Origin of the sequence: Streptomyces sp. WM6378 (assembly GCF_001279695.1) — a bacterium.
GTDB lineage: Bacteria > Actinomycetota > Actinomycetes > Streptomycetales > Streptomycetaceae > Streptomyces.
In genome coordinates this window covers 1-16206 of record NZ_LGDD01000312.1, presented here as the reverse complement: position 1 = coordinate 16206, position 16206 = coordinate 1, and the positions used below count along the sequence as shown (strand labels likewise).

At 68.4% G+C, this 16206-nt stretch carries 16 protein-coding genes and 3 pseudogenes; 11 read left to right on the top strand and 8 right to left on the bottom strand.

What is annotated here, in order from left to right; all coding sequences use genetic code 11:
- Window positions 1–444 precede the first annotated feature (444 nt).
- On the top strand, window positions 445–831 hold the full coding sequence (locus tag ADK54_RS30865; RefSeq protein WP_053729052.1) for a hypothetical protein: 387 nt from the start codon (window positions 445–447) through the stop codon (window positions 829–831).
- A 228-nt stretch (window positions 832–1059) separates the two neighbouring features.
- Window positions 1060–1872 carry a hypothetical protein gene (locus ADK54_RS46365; protein ID WP_159047948.1) on the top strand — a complete coding sequence of 271 codons (813 nt, stop codon included), beginning with the start codon at window positions 1060–1062 and terminating at the stop codon, window positions 1870–1872.
- 266 nt (window positions 1873–2138) lie between these two features.
- Here the strand turns inward: ADK54_RS46365 and ADK54_RS48380 are convergent, their stop codons facing one another.
- Window positions 2139–2273: a hypothetical protein gene (locus tag ADK54_RS48380; RefSeq protein WP_267887053.1), complete on the bottom strand. Its 135-nt coding sequence runs from the start codon at window positions 2271–2273 to the stop codon at window positions 2139–2141.
- Here ADK54_RS48380 and ADK54_RS30855 point away from each other — a divergent pair.
- From ADK54_RS30855 to ADK54_RS43980, 3 genes and pseudogenes are all read left to right on the top strand, one after another.
- On the top strand, window positions 2272–2676 hold the full coding sequence (locus tag ADK54_RS30855) for a hypothetical protein (RefSeq protein WP_159047947.1): 405 nt from the start codon (window positions 2272–2274) through the stop codon (window positions 2674–2676). The genes ADK54_RS48380 and ADK54_RS30855 overlap by 2 nt on opposite strands.
- 28 nt (window positions 2677–2704) lie before the next feature.
- Window positions 2705–2905: a zinc-binding dehydrogenase gene (locus tag ADK54_RS30850; protein WP_053729049.1), complete on the top strand. Its 201-nt coding sequence runs from the start codon at window positions 2705–2707 to the stop codon at window positions 2903–2905.
- A 50-nt stretch (window positions 2906–2955) separates the two neighbouring features.
- Window positions 2956–3497: pseudogene (locus ADK54_RS43980) on the top strand (cation transporter dimerization domain-containing protein); the annotation flags it as partial.
- Between the two features lie 161 nt (window positions 3498–3658).
- Here the strand turns inward: ADK54_RS43980 and ADK54_RS48925 are convergent.
- Entirely contained in the window at window positions 3659–4117 is a 459-nt protein-coding gene (locus tag ADK54_RS48925) for a trypsin-like serine protease (protein ID WP_078966761.1), read from the bottom strand.
- Between the two features lie 510 nt (window positions 4118–4627).
- Here ADK54_RS48925 and ADK54_RS30845 point away from each other — a divergent pair.
- The 3 genes and pseudogenes from ADK54_RS30845 to ADK54_RS30835 all read left to right on the top strand — a co-directional run.
- Window positions 4628–6964: a molybdopterin cofactor-binding domain-containing protein gene (locus ADK54_RS30845; RefSeq protein ID WP_053729048.1), complete on the top strand. Its 2337-nt coding sequence runs from the start codon at window positions 4628–4630 to the stop codon at window positions 6962–6964.
- Between the two features lie 8 nt (window positions 6965–6972).
- Complete coding sequence (locus ADK54_RS30840; protein WP_053729047.1) at window positions 6973–7449, top strand: (2Fe-2S)-binding protein; 477 nt, start codon at window positions 6973–6975, stop codon at window positions 7447–7449.
- Between the two features lie 410 nt (window positions 7450–7859).
- Window positions 7860–8340: pseudogene (locus ADK54_RS30835) on the top strand (IS5/IS1182 family transposase); the annotation flags it as partial.
- Between the two features lie 29 nt (window positions 8341–8369).
- On the opposite strand, the gene ADK54_RS30830 reads toward ADK54_RS30835, so the two are convergent.
- The 3 genes from ADK54_RS30830 to ADK54_RS30825 all read right to left on the bottom strand — a co-directional run bounded on the left by ADK54_RS30830 (window position 8370) and on the right by ADK54_RS30825 (window position 10669).
- Window positions 8370–8948 carry a maltokinase N-terminal cap-like domain-containing protein gene (locus ADK54_RS30830; RefSeq protein WP_053729046.1) on the bottom strand — a complete coding sequence of 193 codons (579 nt, stop codon included), beginning with the start codon at window positions 8946–8948 and terminating at the stop codon, window positions 8370–8372.
- A gap of 1028 nt (window positions 8949–9976) precedes the next feature.
- Window positions 9977–10138 carry a hypothetical protein gene (locus tag ADK54_RS48610; protein ID WP_324610206.1) on the bottom strand — a complete coding sequence of 54 codons (162 nt, stop codon included), beginning with the start codon at window positions 10136–10138 and terminating at the stop codon, window positions 9977–9979.
- A gap of 102 nt (window positions 10139–10240) precedes the next feature.
- The gene (locus ADK54_RS30825; RefSeq protein WP_078966760.1) at window positions 10241–10669 is read right to left on the bottom strand and encodes an STAS domain-containing protein; all 429 of its coding nucleotides are present in this window, start codon (window positions 10667–10669) and stop codon (window positions 10241–10243) included.
- Between the two features lie 722 nt (window positions 10670–11391).
- Between ADK54_RS30825 and ADK54_RS30815 the strand changes: the two genes are divergently transcribed.
- Window positions 11392–11604, top strand: a complete 213-nt coding sequence (locus tag ADK54_RS30815) for a hypothetical protein (RefSeq protein ID WP_053729044.1) — start codon at window positions 11392–11394, stop codon at window positions 11602–11604.
- Between the two features lie 83 nt (window positions 11605–11687).
- On the opposite strand, the gene ADK54_RS30810 is transcribed toward ADK54_RS30815, so the two are convergent.
- Window positions 11688–12542, bottom strand: coding sequence for a helix-turn-helix domain-containing protein (locus ADK54_RS30810; protein WP_053729043.1), 855 nt, complete (start codon window positions 12540–12542; stop codon window positions 11688–11690).
- 74 nt (window positions 12543–12616) lie between these two features.
- Here ADK54_RS30810 and ADK54_RS30805 point away from each other — a divergent pair, with 74 nt between their 5' ends.
- Window positions 12617–13054, top strand: a complete 438-nt coding sequence (locus ADK54_RS30805) for a nuclear transport factor 2 family protein (protein WP_053729042.1) — start codon at window positions 12617–12619, stop codon at window positions 13052–13054.
- Window positions 13055–13722: 668 nt separating this feature from the next.
- Window positions 13723–14982, top strand: coding sequence for an APC family permease (locus ADK54_RS30800; protein ID WP_053729041.1), 1260 nt, complete (start codon window positions 13723–13725; stop codon window positions 14980–14982).
- Between the two features lie 266 nt (window positions 14983–15248).
- Here the strand turns inward: ADK54_RS30800 and ADK54_RS30795 are convergent, their stop codons facing one another.
- Both ADK54_RS30795 and ADK54_RS48920 read right to left on the bottom strand, forming a co-directional pair.
- The gene (locus tag ADK54_RS30795; protein WP_107090659.1) at window positions 15249–15665 is read right to left on the bottom strand and encodes an Hsp20/alpha crystallin family protein; all 417 of its coding nucleotides are present in this window, start codon (window positions 15663–15665) and stop codon (window positions 15249–15251) included.
- 43 nt (window positions 15666–15708) lie between these two features.
- Window positions 15709–16164, bottom strand: a pseudogene (locus ADK54_RS48920) (carbamoyltransferase HypF); the annotation flags it as partial.
- Window positions 16165–16206 lie beyond the last annotated feature (42 nt).

Here is a 16206-nt window from a genome sequence, read left to right as displayed (position 1 = left end):
TCCTTGGCTCTGCGTGGTGAGTCACCCTCAAACGTCAAGGAAGGAGTCTGAAAGCGGAAAGGGTCCGTCGTCGGCGGGGGATGACAACGGGGATGACAACTCCGCAGGAGCGGCGTAGGGCCGAGTGCGAACGGTGGTCCGGTGGGGTGGATTCGACTGCCTGCCGGCTGCCGGACAGATGAATGCCTGCGGAGTTGTCCGGACCAGACACTTCGAGAGTGCCGGTGACTGGGCATATCAGGATGGCGCCCGGTCAACGCCTGACGCTTCATCAGCGAAATGGGCGAGAACAACGCCCCTGCCCCACCGCAGGCTGCCCCGCGCGCAGCCTTGGACGCCGCCGGATGACCGGCGAGGTCCACGCGACGTGTAGCTCCACTCGCTCAGCCGCACCACTTCACATCGGTGGTACGGCTTCATCCATGGACTTGAAGGACGGACGACATGCCTCGATTCAGTAAGACTCGCACGCTCGCAACCGCGGTCATCGCCAGCGGTGTCCTCGTCGGTGGCCTGGCCCTGGCGGCTCCGGCCAGCGCCGACGTCAAGCCGATCGACTGCGGTGCGGCCGACGGCCGCGGCGTGACCGTGTACAAGGGCGACCCGAACCACCCCCAGGCGGTTGCCTGTTACGGGTCAACGGGCAGCGGATCCACCACACTCGGCGTCCACCTGCCCGGCACCTCCGCGGTGGGCTCGGGAGTGAACACCGGCTACACCAACTACTACACCAGTGACTACCGCGACGAGGGTGCGCGCTTCAACCCGCATATGACCACGGCCTACATCGACCGTAACTCGCTGACGTACTCCGTCAACATCTGGTCCTAGTAACTCCGTGGTGTGGGCGCCAGGATCGACTGTTGCTGTCGCATCCTGGCGCCCACAGCCCTTGAGCGTCTCCAGGACGGGCCTCAAAAAATGAAGCGAAAAGCGATCATGCCGGCTTTGGTGTTATCGGTATCTCTGGTGGGCTGTGGGACGGAATCCGCCAAAGGAGCTCCGGGTGTCGGCAGCCAAACACCGCCGCCGATCGGTCCGGTGGCCACTATCACGTCGGTGGACCAGATCGTGCGCCCTGTCGATCGATATCTCGTCACACCCCAACAAGTGACCACAATTCAGTCCGCGGCGAACATACTCAACGAAAAATGCATGAAAGAATTCGGGCTGCGAGGAGTGGCAACCGAACTCTTCGGCTTCGACGCGAAATCGATTCGCTATGACAGGACACACGCACCTCTGTACGGATTCTTCGATCCGGCACAAGCCGGCACGAGTGGTTACGACAGGATTCCGTCCCAACCCGCACCCGCCCCATCCGGCGCTGTGCCACCGTCGATGGACACGATGACAGTGGAGCACGGGATGGACTCCGCCGGAAATCCCGTTTCCACCTTTGCCGGTAAGTCCCTTCCGGTTGGAGGCTGCAAGGGGCAGAGTGTGCGCGGAACGGGGGGCGCACTCCCGATGCCGGACCCGAAAGCCCTGCCGGACCATGGCCCGCAGATCCCGACCGACGACCCTCGCATCCTCAAAGTCACCGCGGCGTGGAGTGCGTGCATGAAGAGCAAGGGATTCACCTACTCCAATCCGCAGGACGCGCTGGACAACCCCCAGTTGATACCGAAAACGTCCGAGCGGAACGGCGTGATCTCTGTCCAGCACTCGGCTGATGAGCTGAAGCAGGCGTCGGCGGATGTCGCATGCAAACTGTCCACCAACATGGTCGGAATCTCCCTGGCAGTACAGTCCGCCTACGACACTCGGTATGTCGAAGGGCACACGCAGGCGCTGCGCGAGTACAGCCAGCGGATCGAGAGCCGTGTCCGAGAGGCAGCCCGGATCAGTAACGAGGAGGCGAAGGACTGATCGAACACGTGTCGTCGACCGGCCCATCCACCCCACCGCCGCGCTTCCCCGACCGCCCACCCGGTTGCGGAATTATTTGGTTTGCCGGGTAACGGCCCCAGCACGCCGAACCTCATGTTGGCCCCCGGCACTTCACGATCAGCGCCGGCTCTCTCCCCCCCCGGCTGACCTCGCACTAGGACGAATCCAGGACGACCGAAGGACCCGTGTCCGTAGCGTCATCGTGCGGTATCCAGCCGTTCCCGCGCGACGAAAGGAAACGGGGATCAGATGACGAACAAGTTCATGTCGAAGAGGTGGGCGTCGACCGCAGTGAAGGCGACGACGGTCGCCATGGCTCTGGGGGCGACGGTCGGTGCGACCGGGGCCGCGGCTGCCGACGCGGCGAGCGTCAGCAGCATGACGCCGACTCACTCCGTGGCTGCTCCTGCGGGTTCGGTGCTGGTCAAGGAGGTCAAGACGGCGCAGGGTACGGTCGACATCTACCGGGACTCCGCTGCGGGGGTCCGGCCCTTCTCCTCGTCCGGCTGCGCGGGTGGCAGTTTCGAGGTCTGCATCAACATCAACGGTAGCGGGACGTTCGTCTACTACATCGAGAATTCGACGCACTTCCCCAGCGCCGGCACGGTGAACATGCAGATCAACGGCCCCTCGGGTGTGATCGCTCAGACGGGTAACTTCAACCAGGGCGGCGGCTGGTACAGCGTTGTCTGGAACTTCGACTACAACGTGACGCCCGGGTACTACTGCGCCACGTCCTTCACCTCCACCTCCCGCCAGGGCGCCTGTGAAGACGTAAACTGACGCCTCGGCACTTCGGCGACGGGCAGCCGTGCTCTCCGGCGGCTGCCCTCTCCGGGGCGGGGGCTATGCGGGCTCGTGGTCGTGGAGTCGACACATCTACGCCAAGGTCAGCGCCGGTGCCCTCCGGGCCCGTCCCACCCGGGTCTTCCGGTTCGACGAGATCGTCGAAGCCCACCAGGCCATGGAGGCCGGAGAGGCCCTCGGCAAGATGGTCGTCACCCTCGGCTGAACCCCCAGACCCTCCGTCAGCCGCCAAGGGAGCCTGCCGCGCCCGAGGGCTACGGTTCCAGCCGCGCTGAGGACCTGGCTGGCATCTTCATCGTTCTCGCCATCGCCGCCTCCTCCGCCCTGACGACCTGGACCGCGATCGACCGGCTGCTGGCTCGCCGTCCTGCTCGGCGCCGGCGGGGCCGCACTTGGCCGGCCGTCGGCCGACCCGATCGTCGGTCTGCTCATCACCCTCGCGATCCTCGCTGTCCTGCGCGGCGCCCCGTGCGGGAGGTGTTCCGCCGTCTGATGGACGCCGTCGACCCCGCTCTGATCGACACCGCCGAATCCGCGCCGCGCGAGGTCGACGGTGTTGAGGAGGTGGGCGAACCGCGGATGCCCGGATCGGCCACCAACTGCGGGCAGAGGTCGCCATCGTGGTGGCCGGAGACCTCAGCGTCCGCGACGCCCACCAGGTCGCTGTCGACGCCGAGCATGCCCTCCCGCATGCCGTGCCCCGGCTGACGGCCGCTCTCGTGCGCGCCGATCCGGACATCGGCTACGGCGAGGCGGACCCTCATGCGCCTCTGGCCCACCACCACGCCCACGCCTGAAAGACCCGGGACGTCCTCAACCAAAGAAGCACCCCTCCGGCCTCAGATGGCGGGCGCGGAACTCCCAGCGTCAACACGTGACTTGATGTTCGTCGAAGCGTCTTGAGGTTCAGTCGATGGCTCCAACTCCACCCGGCCCGGGGCTGGTTGAATGTCCTGGCCTACGGGGAGGGGATGGCCAGCCCGCGAGGTGGGTGGTGATCCAGGGAACGTAGCCGCCGATGCGGGTGTAGACCCCGGGGTAGCCGGCTTGTGCGCAGCCTCGGTGCCATGAGGGCAGGGCCCGCGGGACGGGCAGGCCGAGCAGGTTGTGAGTGACGGGCCGTGCCACCCTCGTCACCCGCGCAGAAGTCCTTGCCGCCCTGGGTCAGCCCCGCGCACAGCATGTGTTCGGTGACCTCCTCGGATGTCCCGTACGCAGTTCGGCATGTGCCTCGGTCGGCCGTGGGGACGTCCACCGTCCTCAAGGCAGCCAGAAGTGAGCCCCCCTGCGAGGTGGCTTCCCAGCCCGCGGTGCTCAGGTCAGCCTCGACTACGCAGTGGAAGTCAAGCCCGGGCGGCTGTTCGTGCTGGGTGGAGACCTGAGGAGCTTCGTCGTTTCGGCGCCTCCGCAGTGGCATGAGGACGAAGGCGCCATGGACGATCCATCATGGTTCGGCCCTATGCGAGGAACGCGCTGAGAACAGGGCGGGAGGCCCCTTCGTGAAGAGGCCTCCCGACGCTCTCTGGCCGCTCCCGGTAGCCGACGGACCGCAGGCGCAGCATCGCCGTAGCGAGATCGCAGCCGCAAGCTCCCCGGTTCCAAAGCAGAAAGGGCTCTGCCTCGTCGACATACCGCCGGGGCAGGGCCCTTCTCTGTACGGCAGGGGTTCGCACCGCGGGGAGCCGCTGTCACAGGCGTCGCGAGCTGCGGCGCAGCCACGTCCCGATCTGGCTGCGGAGGGTGTCGACCCCGGTGTCGAACGGGGGAGTTCTCACCAACGGGCCCCAGGCACCTGGGGCCGTGTCCGGCCGATCCCTGTCCGGCTCATCCACGTTCTGCTGACGTCCTGTTTCCCGTCTGGTGTTACTGGTGAGAAATATGTGACGCTGACGCGGCGCGGATGCGCAGTTGGACGAAAGGGCAGTTGATGGCAGCGTCGGATCGGCCGGAGCGTGCGGACGAGGTCACCGTCCATGAAGTGGGGCGGCGGCGGTTTCTGGGATATGTGCTCGCGGCCTCGACGTTGACGGTGGCCGCGCAGATCGGTGAGTCGGCCGTCGCGCCCGCACGGGCACAGGCGGCGGTTCCGTCGCTCCCCGGACCGTCCGAGATCTACGACCTCAACGACATGCTCACGGACGCCGCGCTGCCGACCGCAAACCTGATCACGATCCAGGTCGAGGCGGACGGCACCGCCTCCTTCGTCCTGCCGCGCGCGGAGGTGGGCCAGGGCATCACCACCTCCTCCGCGATGCTGATCGCGGAGGAACTGGACCTGCCGCTGGACAAGGTGAAGGTCTCGCTGGCGGACGCACGGCCGGAACTCCTGTTCAACCAGATGACCGGCGCGTCGAACACCACGATCTCCACCTTCACCCCGATCCGGGTGGCCGCGGCGACTGCCCGGGCCAGGCTCCTGGAGGCCGCGGCCGCGGAGTTCGGCGAGGCCGCCTCGACGCTCACCACCCGTGCGGGCGTGGTCACTTCACCGCGGGGGAAAGCGGCGACCTACGGCGAGCTGGCGGCGAAGGCCGCGAGCCGGACCACCCTCCAGCTCGCGGTCACGCTGAAGAAGCCCGCGCAGTTCGGTGTCATCGGCACCCCGCGCGGCCGGATCGACGCGCTCGCCGCCGTCACCGGCCGCAAACGGTTCGCGATGGACGTGCAGGTCGCGGACGCGCTGCCGACGATGGTGTGCCGCCCGCCGACGATCAACGGAACGGTACGGTCGGTCGACAACCGGGCCGACGTCCTCGCGATGCCCGGCATCACCCATGTCGTCACCGTCCCCACCGGCGTCGCCGTGCGCGGGCGGACCTTCGGTCAGTGCATCGACGCCGTGCGGGCGCTGCGCGTGTCCTGGGGCCCCGGCACTGCGGACGGGGCATCCGACGCCACCGTCCTGAAGGAGCTGCGCAACGCCGAACTCCCGCTGGTGATCCCGGCGTTGGACCCTCTGGTCAAGTCGGTGGACGCGCGCTTCACCTTCCACTTCGCCAGCAACAGCGCCCTGGAGCCCAACTGCGCGATCGCGGACGTCAGGAGCGACCGCGCCGAGATCTGGGCCTCCCTGAAGACCCCGATCGTCGCCCAGGAGAGGATCGCGCTCGCCCTCGGTCTGCCGCTGTCCGCCGTCAAGGTCCATGTCGCCGAGGGCGGCGGCTCGTTCGGCCGCAAGCTCTTCTTCGACGCGGCGATCGAGGCGGCCCGGATATCGCAGGCGATGAGCAAGCCCGTCAAGCTGATGTGGCATCGCACGGACGACTTCCGCCAGGGCCGCACCCACCCGATGTCCACCTCCCGGGTCCGGGCCACGTACGCGCTGGGCGAGGTCCTCTCGTACGAGCAGCGGCACACCTCCGTGGCCACCGACTTCGGGCACGGGCTCGGCGAGATCATCACCTCGATGGCGGCGAAGCTGCCCGTGGGCGATCTCGCCTTCTCCGAGACGATCTTCGAGCTCACCCAGCAGAGTCCGTACCACTTCGGCGCGACCACCCAGCTGCTCGGCGAGGTGGACAAGGGCTTCAACACCGGCAGCATGCGCAACATCTACTCGCCCAATGTGCGGTGCGCCCAGGAGCTCGTCGTCGACCAGCTCGCGGCGAAGATGGGCAAGGACGCGTACCTGTTCCGCCGCCAGTTCCTCAAGGAGGACCGGGCGCGGGCCGTGCTCGACAAGGTCGCGCAGGTCGGCGAGTGGGGCCGGGAGATGCCGGCGGGCACCGCGCAGGGCATCGCCGTCCACCCCGAGTACCACGGGTTCGTCGCGGTCCTCGCCGAGATCGACTGCCGCCCGGAGACGACGGGGAGGCAGATCCCCGACGCCTACACCGGCCCGCGTGTCACCCGGGTCGTGTGCGCGGTCGACGTGGGCCTGGCCGTCAACCCGCGCGGTCTGGAAGCCCAGATGATGGGCGGGATCATGGACGGCATCGCCGTCACGCTCAGCTCCGGCCTCCACCTCAAGGACGGCCACTTCCTCGAAGGCAGCTGGGACAACTACTTCTACACCCGACAGTGGAACACCCCGCCCGAGCTGGACATCATCGTGATGCCACCGACCGGCGAAAAGCCGGGCGGCGCGGGTGAGTTGGCCGTCGCGGGCGCGATGGCGGCGGTCGCCTGCGCCTACGGCCGGGCCACCGGCACCATGCCGACCACCTTCCCCATCAACCACGACGGCCCGCTCGGCTTCGAACCGCTGCCGACCGTCCCCCCGATCCCCGCATCCCCCACCGACGGCCTCGGCCGCGCCTACTAGGAGCATCCGTGCCTCTGCACACCTTCATCCTCAACGGAAAGCCGGTCTCGGTGGACGTCGAGGACGACGTACGGCTGCTCTGGGTGCTGCGCGACGTCCTGGGCGTGACCGGACCGAAGTACGGCTGCGGTCTCGGCGTCTGCCAGGCCTGCACCAGCCACATCAACGGCAAGGCGTTCAACCCCTGTTCCGTGCCGGTCAAGGACATCCACCCGACGGACGAGGTCACCACCATCGAGGGCCTGCCCGCCACGGTCGGCAAGGACCTGCACCCGATGCAGGAGGCCTGGCTGGAGTACGACGTGGCCCAGTGCGGCTACTGCCAGCCCGGCCAGATCATGGCCGCCGTGGCCAAGGTCCGCCAGGCCCGCGCCGCCGGTCACGAGATCGGCGACGCGGACTTCGACGAAATCCGCAACATCTGCCGCTGCGGCACCTACCACCGCATCCGCGAGGCGATCAGGGCGGGAGCGAAGAACTTCTAACGGAGACGTCACGCGGTACCGCGCCCCTGTGAAGTCCCGCGCGGTGCCGCGCCCCTTCTTGGAAATCCCGTTCCCCGCGCCCCGATTCGGCAGGTTCAGGGGCGCGGGGAACTGTGCGACCAGCCACGCACGGTCCGCAGTCGAAAAACGCACCCCGGGATGCCGGGCGCCGCATCGTCACAGCCACGCACGCACCTCCTCGGCCGCGCGCAGCAACTAACGCAGTACGGGTTCCGGCGAACCCTCGACGAGGGCCAGCGCCTGGTTCATGAGGGCACGGCCCGTCCGCAGACCGTGTCCGGATCCGTATCCGTATCCGTCGACGCGTCGTGCACGGCCGGCCGTGCCAGCGAGCGCAGCACCCGCACTTCGCCCACCGGGTTGTCACTCGCGAGCCGCCAGCTCCAGGGCCCGCCGGACGCTCACCGGTCGACCGTGGCAAACAGGGACTCAAACGCTCGGGCATGACGGACGGATATGACATTCCCTTGGTGCGTGTCCCGGCCGGTGCCAACCGCCACGATTCCCCCTGCTCGCCCCCACCTGGACCGCTTGGACGACCTCGGCCCGTTGCCCGACGACGTCACCGTGCACCTGGACGCCGGCTACGACTTGGACAAGACCTGCGTTCTGCTCAGCGAACGCGGCCTGCATGGACATATTGCGCACAAGGGGGCGAAGGCGTCCTTTCTGGTTCGTCGGTGTTGGCACGTCGAACGCACCCACGCCTGGCGGAACGCCTTTCACCGTCTCGCCCGCTGCCACGAGCGTCACGTCACCGTCATTGACGCCTTCTTCGACCTCGCCGACACCATCATCACCGTGCGCAGCCAGAGCCGGCGGTCCTGGACAACTCGCCGCCGGGACGAACGCCCGAACCGCCGACCATGACCACACGCCTGCTGTCTCCGCGCGATCTCTTACCGCAGTGCGATGGCCGCGAGTACGCCCCGCGCAGCCGTTCCGTCCGGCCAGGTCCACCCGGCGACAAGGCGAACCGACGACCTCTGCGTGGTCTTTGTCGGCTGCAGGACACGGTTGACCTGAACGTCGAGCCCGTCGTCAGGGCCAGTTCCGTGCACGGTGACCGTCGGGTCAGGGGTGTCGCTCTTGCTCTGGTGCTGCGGTATCGCCTCGCCGCGCAGGAGCGCGCGCAACTGCGCCATCACGACCGGGTCGTGGACGCCGTCGTAGATCCACCGGGTGCCGAGCACCCCGTGCTCAGACCTGCCGATCAGCGCCTCTCCGGGGACGCCCTCCAGCGCCGCATCGCGGTAGCCCATCGGCACCAGATACGCCACCGGCTCGTGCGCGGTGGCGTCCACCACGACCATGAACTCGATCCCGACCGCGCCCTCGGGATCGTCCAAACGGAACCCACCGGCCTTGACCAGTTCCGGCGTTTCTGCGTTGCCCACGTACCAGCTCTGCTTCGGTAGCCAGCCGGTGAGAAGCTCCATTTTGGTGGGCGTCATGGTGCTGCGATGGATGGCGGCCATGCGAATTCCCTCACGTGTAGGTCTGGGCCCGTCCTCCAACGGGATGTGATCGAATCTATAGGTCTCGGCCGTCCTGCCCCGAGCGGCAGCGGGTGGGCTCGTGGGACCTATCTGCGCGACCTCTTAGCCCGCCTGTCCCCGGCGAACGCGAACGCCAGCTCGTCGTCCGGTACTTCGGCCTGCCCCGCTGCCTCGGCATTCGTCTTCCCAGCTTCGGTCAGCGAACCCTTCCCGTCTCCAACACGTTGCACATCACCGGCAGTTCGAGGGGCGCCAGGTCCAAGGTCCCACGTCAGGCGCCTTCCTCCTCGTACCCCTAGAAGAAGCCCGGCTTCTTCGGCGAGTACGACACCAACAAGTTCTTCGTCTGCTGGTGGTACATGGCCTACCCTGCCCCCACCTCGCCCGAGCCATCCACCGATGGACGGTTCGCTGAGCCCACCCATCCGGGTTTTGACGAAGTCGCCGTCGGCTCGATGGACCGAGAAGGAAATCAGCGCCCGCAACCGCGAAACGCGCTGTCCCGGGCGGCGCGAGTCAGCCGGATTCAACGCATCACTGCAAGCGTGGGGACGGCAGGGGCAGTTACTGCAAGGCTGGGGGCATCCGGTCGGTATGGGGCCGGATGGCCGCCGCAGGGTGCGGCGGCCATGGGCGTGGAGGATACGAGGCTCCCCTCCGTCGTGTCCCCACGCATGTCCATGCGGCACACGGGGCTGCGGATCGCCCCGTCTTGAACCATGCCGCAGGGACGGGGGCTGGAGCCGTGTTGTCGGTGATGCGGCTCCAGCCAGTCTCGGCGCGGTTGTTCATGCCCGGGGTCTGGGGGCCGGATCGGGGCGGAGTCGGCTGTCTGGCCAGCCACTCGAATCGTCCCTCGACACGAGGGTAGGGCGCTGTTCGGACTTGCGATAGGGGGCCTTAGGCGGTCTGTCTTCCGGTACAGGTTTGGGCGGTGAATGGTTTTCGTCTGTACCGGTCTTGGCATGCCGGGTCCTTAACCCGGATACCACGCCGCTGGGCTCTGCCTACGGGGAGCGCTCCACGCTGACAGCGCGGGAGAACCCGTCACGCTGGGTGCTGGGCCGGGGGCGTTGCGCGGAGCCGGGTTCGGCAGGTTCCCGGCTCAAGTCGAGTGCGGGCAGAGCGCCGATGCCCAGGTCGATGGCAAGGACCTGCATGACGGCCAGCGGGAGCGGTATTGCTCCGCCGGAGAGGCTGCCGCATCACTCGGCAGGACCGCCGTCAATCCCTGTTGGGCAAGTGGCGGCAGGAGCAAGACGCCTGCCGGCTCATCCCGAGTTGTCCCCCGCCTGCTGACACCTCGCGGTTCCGCGCGCCGCTGCCCCGCCCGCTTGCGGGTGGAGCCGATCGAGGGCTTCGTCGAGGGCGGAGACGGGACGGAACGTGTCGGTGAGCCGAGCCGCTCGGAGCAGGCGGAGGGCCGGTGGGTGGGAACAGACCAGCTGGAGGTTCCCGTATCGGGCGGTGATGCGGCGGTGAGCGCGGCACAGCAGGTTCAGGCCCGAGCAGTCGAGGAACGTGACGGGCGTCAGGTCGATGGCGACCAACGGCTCGGGAGGAGCAGTAGCGACATCGAGTTGTGGGGTGATCTCGATGGCGGCGGCGAGGTCGATCTCGCCGTGGAATTCCAGCACGGTGCATCCATGGATGCGGTACGTACGCAGATATCGGCAGGGGGCTGGAGTGTCGTGCAGCATGAGGTGCCACCTCGGTGGGGCGTGCCGCTCTCTTCTGAACGGCAGACGAACGAGAGCAGAGAAGGGGGGTCACCGAGGTCTGGGGCGACAGCGTGGACGTGTGGTGGAGGGGGAGACCCGCGAGGAGGAAAGGCGCGAGAGAGTGCTCCACAACCTCAATGCCCCCCGCGATATGAGTACGAACACATTCCCCTGGCGTATGTCAGTACTAGATTCACCGGCTTTCCCTGCCAGTTGAGACGCGTGGGATGCGGATGGCGTTCAACGCCCTGGCCCTGGCCCTGTCCCGTCCCGGTCCTGTCGTAGCGTCTGCCAAGCGGTCGAGCGTGCCCGTCAGGGGCTCGACCGGCGCGGCATCGCCTTTGCCCTGGCCTGCGTCAAGCACGAGCTACGAAGGGATCTGACGCTCAACAACGACCTCCCCTGATCCGGACTCCCCGGTCGGCCGAGGAGGTGGAGGATGCGGGTGCGCAGCGGGTCGGTGTCGGGCAGGCCCAGCTCGTGGGTGATCTCCAGCGCCCGCATCCAGGCCTCGTGGGCGGCGTCTTCGTGGCCCAGCGGGGCCGTTGCCGCACGGGGTGTGCGGCGACCGTGCCGAGGACGGGGGTTCCGTTGAGCGAGCCGAAAGCGGATGCGGCAGTCATGCGGCGGCACGACTTCCGGCTGTACTGGCTGGCGGGTGCCACGGACCGGCTAGCTCGCACGCGGCGGAACTCGTCCTGGTGCTCCTGGTGTTGACGGTCGGCGGGAGTCCTGCGGCTGCGGGGCTGCTCGGCACGGTCGCGGTCGCCGTGGAGACCGTGCTCGGCCCGGTTGCCGGGGTGGTCGCCGACCGCCGGTCGTGGCGGTGGATCATGCTGGTCTCGGCCGCTGTGTCGTTCGTCGCGTTCGGCGGGCTCACCGTGGCTGGCCAGTTCCTAGTTCACGGACGGTAGTCAGCGAAGGAACGTCTATTGGCTCCACAAAGGGACCCGGTCTCTGCGCCTATGTCGAGCGGGGGCGTCCGCTGGGCGATGTGTCAGTCCGTCTCGCTGACGCCGTGCTCCGCCCACGCCTGGTCGTCCACGGCCAGCCATGGCCCCCCGGCCGCGGTCGCCGGCGTCACTCCGGTGAACGCCACAACCTCCCGGTGCAGGTGGGACTGGTCGACGTAGCCTCCCTCCGCCGCGACCCGGGCCACGCCCTCGCCCGCGGCCAGGCGATGGACGGCATGGTCGAAGCGGACCAGTCTCGCGGCGCGCTTGGGGGGAAGGCCGATCTGTGACCCGAACCGGGACCACAGGCGCTTGCGGCTCCACCCGACCTCGGCCGCCAACTCCTCGACCCGGACCCGGCCGTGGCTGATGGCGATCCGGTCCCAGGCCCAGGCCACCTCCGGGTCCACGGACGGTCCCGTCTCCGCCCTGCGGGCGATCGACGCCTGCGCCAGTGCGAAACGCTCCTGCCACGAGGTGGCGTCACCGAGTTGCTCACGGATCCGTGCCGCGTCCCGGCCCCACACGTCATCGAGGGCGACCACGACACCGTCCAGCTCCGATGGGCAGGCGCCCAGCACGGCGCGTGCGACCACCGGGGAAAGGCGCACCTCCAGGCACATGACCTTCTCGCCCCGCATACGCGCCGCGCCGGTCACCAGCCCGGCAACGAAACTTCCCCGCTGGCGTCGGCCACCGGCGTCGGCCACGACGAGCGAGCCCTCGCCGAACGCGACCACCAGCGTGACGGCGGGGTGCGGGAACAACGGCCCCTCGACCGGGCCCGCGCTCCGATTGCGGAACCCGGCGATGCGGACGCCGGCTGTCGGGCCGGGCCCCGGCGGCCTCGCGACGTCCCACCCGGCTGCGGTCGCATGCTGGTGTGCGGTGGATCGCATGGCCCCATGCTAGGGGTGACCGATCGGAACATTTGTCCAAGACTCCGGTAGGCGGTAGCGGCGACCGTGGGTTCATGAACCTCAGCATCATCGAAGTCGCCTTCCAGGCGCTCGCCAGCAATGACCCCGACCGGATCTCCGCGGTCTTCGCCGAGGACGCCGAGTGGCTGTCGCCTCCGGGGAACGCCACTGTCGTCGCGCTCAAGTTGATCGACCACACGCTCAAAGTGACCAACCACATGGTGGGCAGGAAAGCGATCGTGCGCTTTTGGGCCGAGGACTTCCCCCGCCTGTTCGTCGGTGACCTCGACGTCACCTTCCACCAGTCCCACGCCGACGCTGAGCGAGGGATCGTGGAGGCGACCGTGACGGCGACGCTCGCCAACGGCAACCACTACATCAACGACTACTGTTTCGTCTTCGAGTTCCGGGACGGGTTGATCCACCGGGTCCGCGAATACACGGACACAGCCCGCGCGCACCGCATGACCTTCGGCAGCGTTCCACAGTAGCGGTTGCCGCCCTGGCAGCGGCCTGCTCGGCCTTCGACGAACAGGCCGGCTGAGGCGGCGAACCAACCCCGACGGACCTGGCGCACGACCAGCGGACCGCGCACCGTCGGCAACCAGCACGCTGGGGCCCCGGAGTGAACGCCGGATTGCCCGCCCTCGGCCAGCTCCCCCTGCCAGGCGCCTCGGCACCCGGCCTCGGCGGCGGACTGACCACGGTTTGTCGCCACGGCAGCGCTGCTCCCCGGAGCGCGTGTGTCAGACTCCGCTCCTTCCTTGATTCCTCCAGGGCAGCCGGACTGACGAGCGCGATCGGCCAGCCCACAGGGCCACCCCCGGCCGACAGCCTGTCAGGGGTAGCTGAAGGCGTAAGCGGCTTGTTCACCTGATCGCTCGGACAGGTCCACGGTGACGGTGCATCATTCCATCCGCAAGCCAAGGGCCTTGTCGCAGCGCATCCCAATCCGGCCGTGGAGGCGATCTGGGGGCAGGGACTGGCCGAGCGACGAACGTGCTGGTGACGATGTTGGCCGGGCTGGTGGTGGCTGCGGCGAAGGCGATTTCGGGGTGGGTGGCCAGTAGCCGTACTTGCGTGGGAGGCACTCTCACCGGACACCTCCGTCGGTTACCGTGCGCCGAGATCGACGGCGGGCGTGGTGGAGGGGCGAGCGATGAGCACGATGGGAGCCTCGATGAGTCCGGGTGGGCTGAAGCGCCGCTTGGGGCTGTCCGACGCGGTGGTGATCGGTCTGGGCTCGATGATCGGGGCCGGGATCTTCGCCGCGTTCGGCCCGGCTGCCGGTGCCGCCGGAACCGGGCTCCTGCCCGCCCTGGCGCTGGCCGCGGTGGTGGCGTACTGCAACGCGACCTCATCGGCCCGGCTGGCCGCCCGCCATCCTGAATCCGGAGGGACTTACGTTTATGGCCGTGAGCGGCTGGGTGACTTCTGGGGATATCTCGCCGGCTGGGCGTTCGTGGTCGGCAAGACCGCGTCCTGCGCCGCGATGGCGCTGACCGTCGGCTTCTACGTGTGGCCGGGCCAGGCCCACGCTGTCGCGGTCGCTGCCGTGGTGGCGCTGGCCGCCCTCAGCTACACCGGCGTGCAGAAGTCCGCGATGCTGACTCGTGTCATCGTCGCTGTCGTTCTCGCGGTTCTCGCCGCCGTGGTGACCGCCTGCCTGACCAGCGACTCCGCCGATTTCGTGCGCCTGGGCGTCGGCGTGGACGTGACCGTCGGCGGAACGTTGCAGGCGGCCGGCCTGCTGTTCTTCGCCTTCGCCGGATACGCCCGGATCGCCACGCTCGGGGAAGAAATCCGGGATCCCGCCCGCACCATTTCCCGTGCGATTCCTCTCGCGCTCGGCATCACACTCATCGTGTATGCCGCTGTGGCTGTGGGCGTGCTCGCGGTGCTGGGACCAGGTCGTCTCGCTGAGAGTGCCGCGCCCCTGGCCGAGGCGGTGCGGTCCGTCGGCATGCCGGGCCTGGTTCCCGTCGTACGTGTAGGTGCGGCCCTCGCGGCGCTCGGGTCACTTCTCGCACTGATCCTCGGGGTCTCGCGCACCACCTTCGCCATGGCCCGCGACCTCCATCTCCCTCATGCCCTGTCTGTGATCCACCCCCGCTTCCAGGTACCCCACCGTGCAGAACTGGCCGTCGGCGCGGTGGTCGCCGTCCTGGCCGCGTCTGTTGATGTACGGGGCGCGATCGGCTTCTCCTCCTTCGGGGTCCTGGTCTACTACGCCATCGCCAACGTGGCGGCGTGGACGCTCGCCCCTGACGAAGGACGGCCGCCCCGACTCGTGCCCGTCGTCGGTCTCGCGGGCTGTGCGGCTCTCGCTTTCGCCCTGCCCGTGACCACCGTGATCTCCGGCGCAGCCGTCCTCGCTCTCGGGGCTGCCGCCTACGGTGTGCGGAGGGTCAGGACATGACCAGTCGATCGCGACACCGCCCCTGCTGATGCGCCCGTCTACAGGTGGCCGGACCGAGGCTGTGTCCTTTCCCTGGACAGGAAAAACGCGAGGGCAGGGAACCCGCCGGGTCGCGCGGCCAGCCGCCGTCAGCGGGGGATCATCGGCGTGGGCGTCGTCGTGTGCAGGCCAACCGAACGGGGGCGATTGACCTGCACGGCTGGACGTCGGCGGGGGCCTGTGCGCTCTGTCGGGTCCGGGCTCACAGGCGGGTCACGGATTCGCCCTCAGGTGCGTCGTACCGTGCTGGTCCGCGAGCTCGTTTTGGGGTCTGCCAGCGGGACCGTAATGGTCAGGACGCCGTCCTTGTATTCCGCGGTTGTCTCGTCTCCCTGCGCTCCGGCCGGCAGCCGGACCGAGCGGGCGAAGGTTCCGTAGCGGAACTCGGTGTGATGCTTGTCGGCCGTCTCCGTCTTCCGTTCGGCGCGGATGGCCAACACGCCCTCGGTCACGGTGAGTTCGACTTCGTGATCGGGGGCGATGCCGGGGAGTTCGGCGCGCAGTGTGTACGCCCCTTCCGCCACGGACTCCTCGATGCGGATGTTGTGGATCCCGGGGACACCTGGCAGGCCCGCCTCGACCCAGCTGAACAGGTCGGGGAACTGTGGGGGCCAGCCGGGCAGCCGTTCCATCACCTGTGGCACGGCGCTCCAGGAGATCGGTCAGGGTCGGTGAGGTGTCGTAGACCCACATGCCGCCGGACAGGACGATGCGCAGAGCGAGTGGCCTGGAGTGCTCGTCGCCGGCAGCGGATTCCAGCGCTTGTGCCGCCTCGCCTTCGTAGCTGACGGTGTCGGCCAGGCCGAGCAGGCTCGCGGCGGCGTCGAAGAGGCGGCCGGCGCTGGAGGCGCGCGGAGTGTTGATGCCGCGGCGCACCATGGTGCGGACGGTGGACACTTCGGCCGGATCGAGCCGTTCGACGAAGTCGTCGGTCAGCCACCGGTACGGGCGGGGCGAGCCCAGTGACTCGGCACGGTGCAGGTAGCCCAGGGCCATCGGGGTGCGCAGTCCGTGTTCGGCGGCGCAGGTGGCGAGGTGGGCGTGATGGTGCTGGACCGGGACGCAGGGGAGGGGCTGGGACCGGGTCCACTGGGTGGAGAGGTAGCCGGGGTGCAGATCGTGTGCGACGGCCTGCGGCTCCAGGCCGGTGAGGTGTTTGAGGTCGTGGTACGCCTGGGCGAAGGC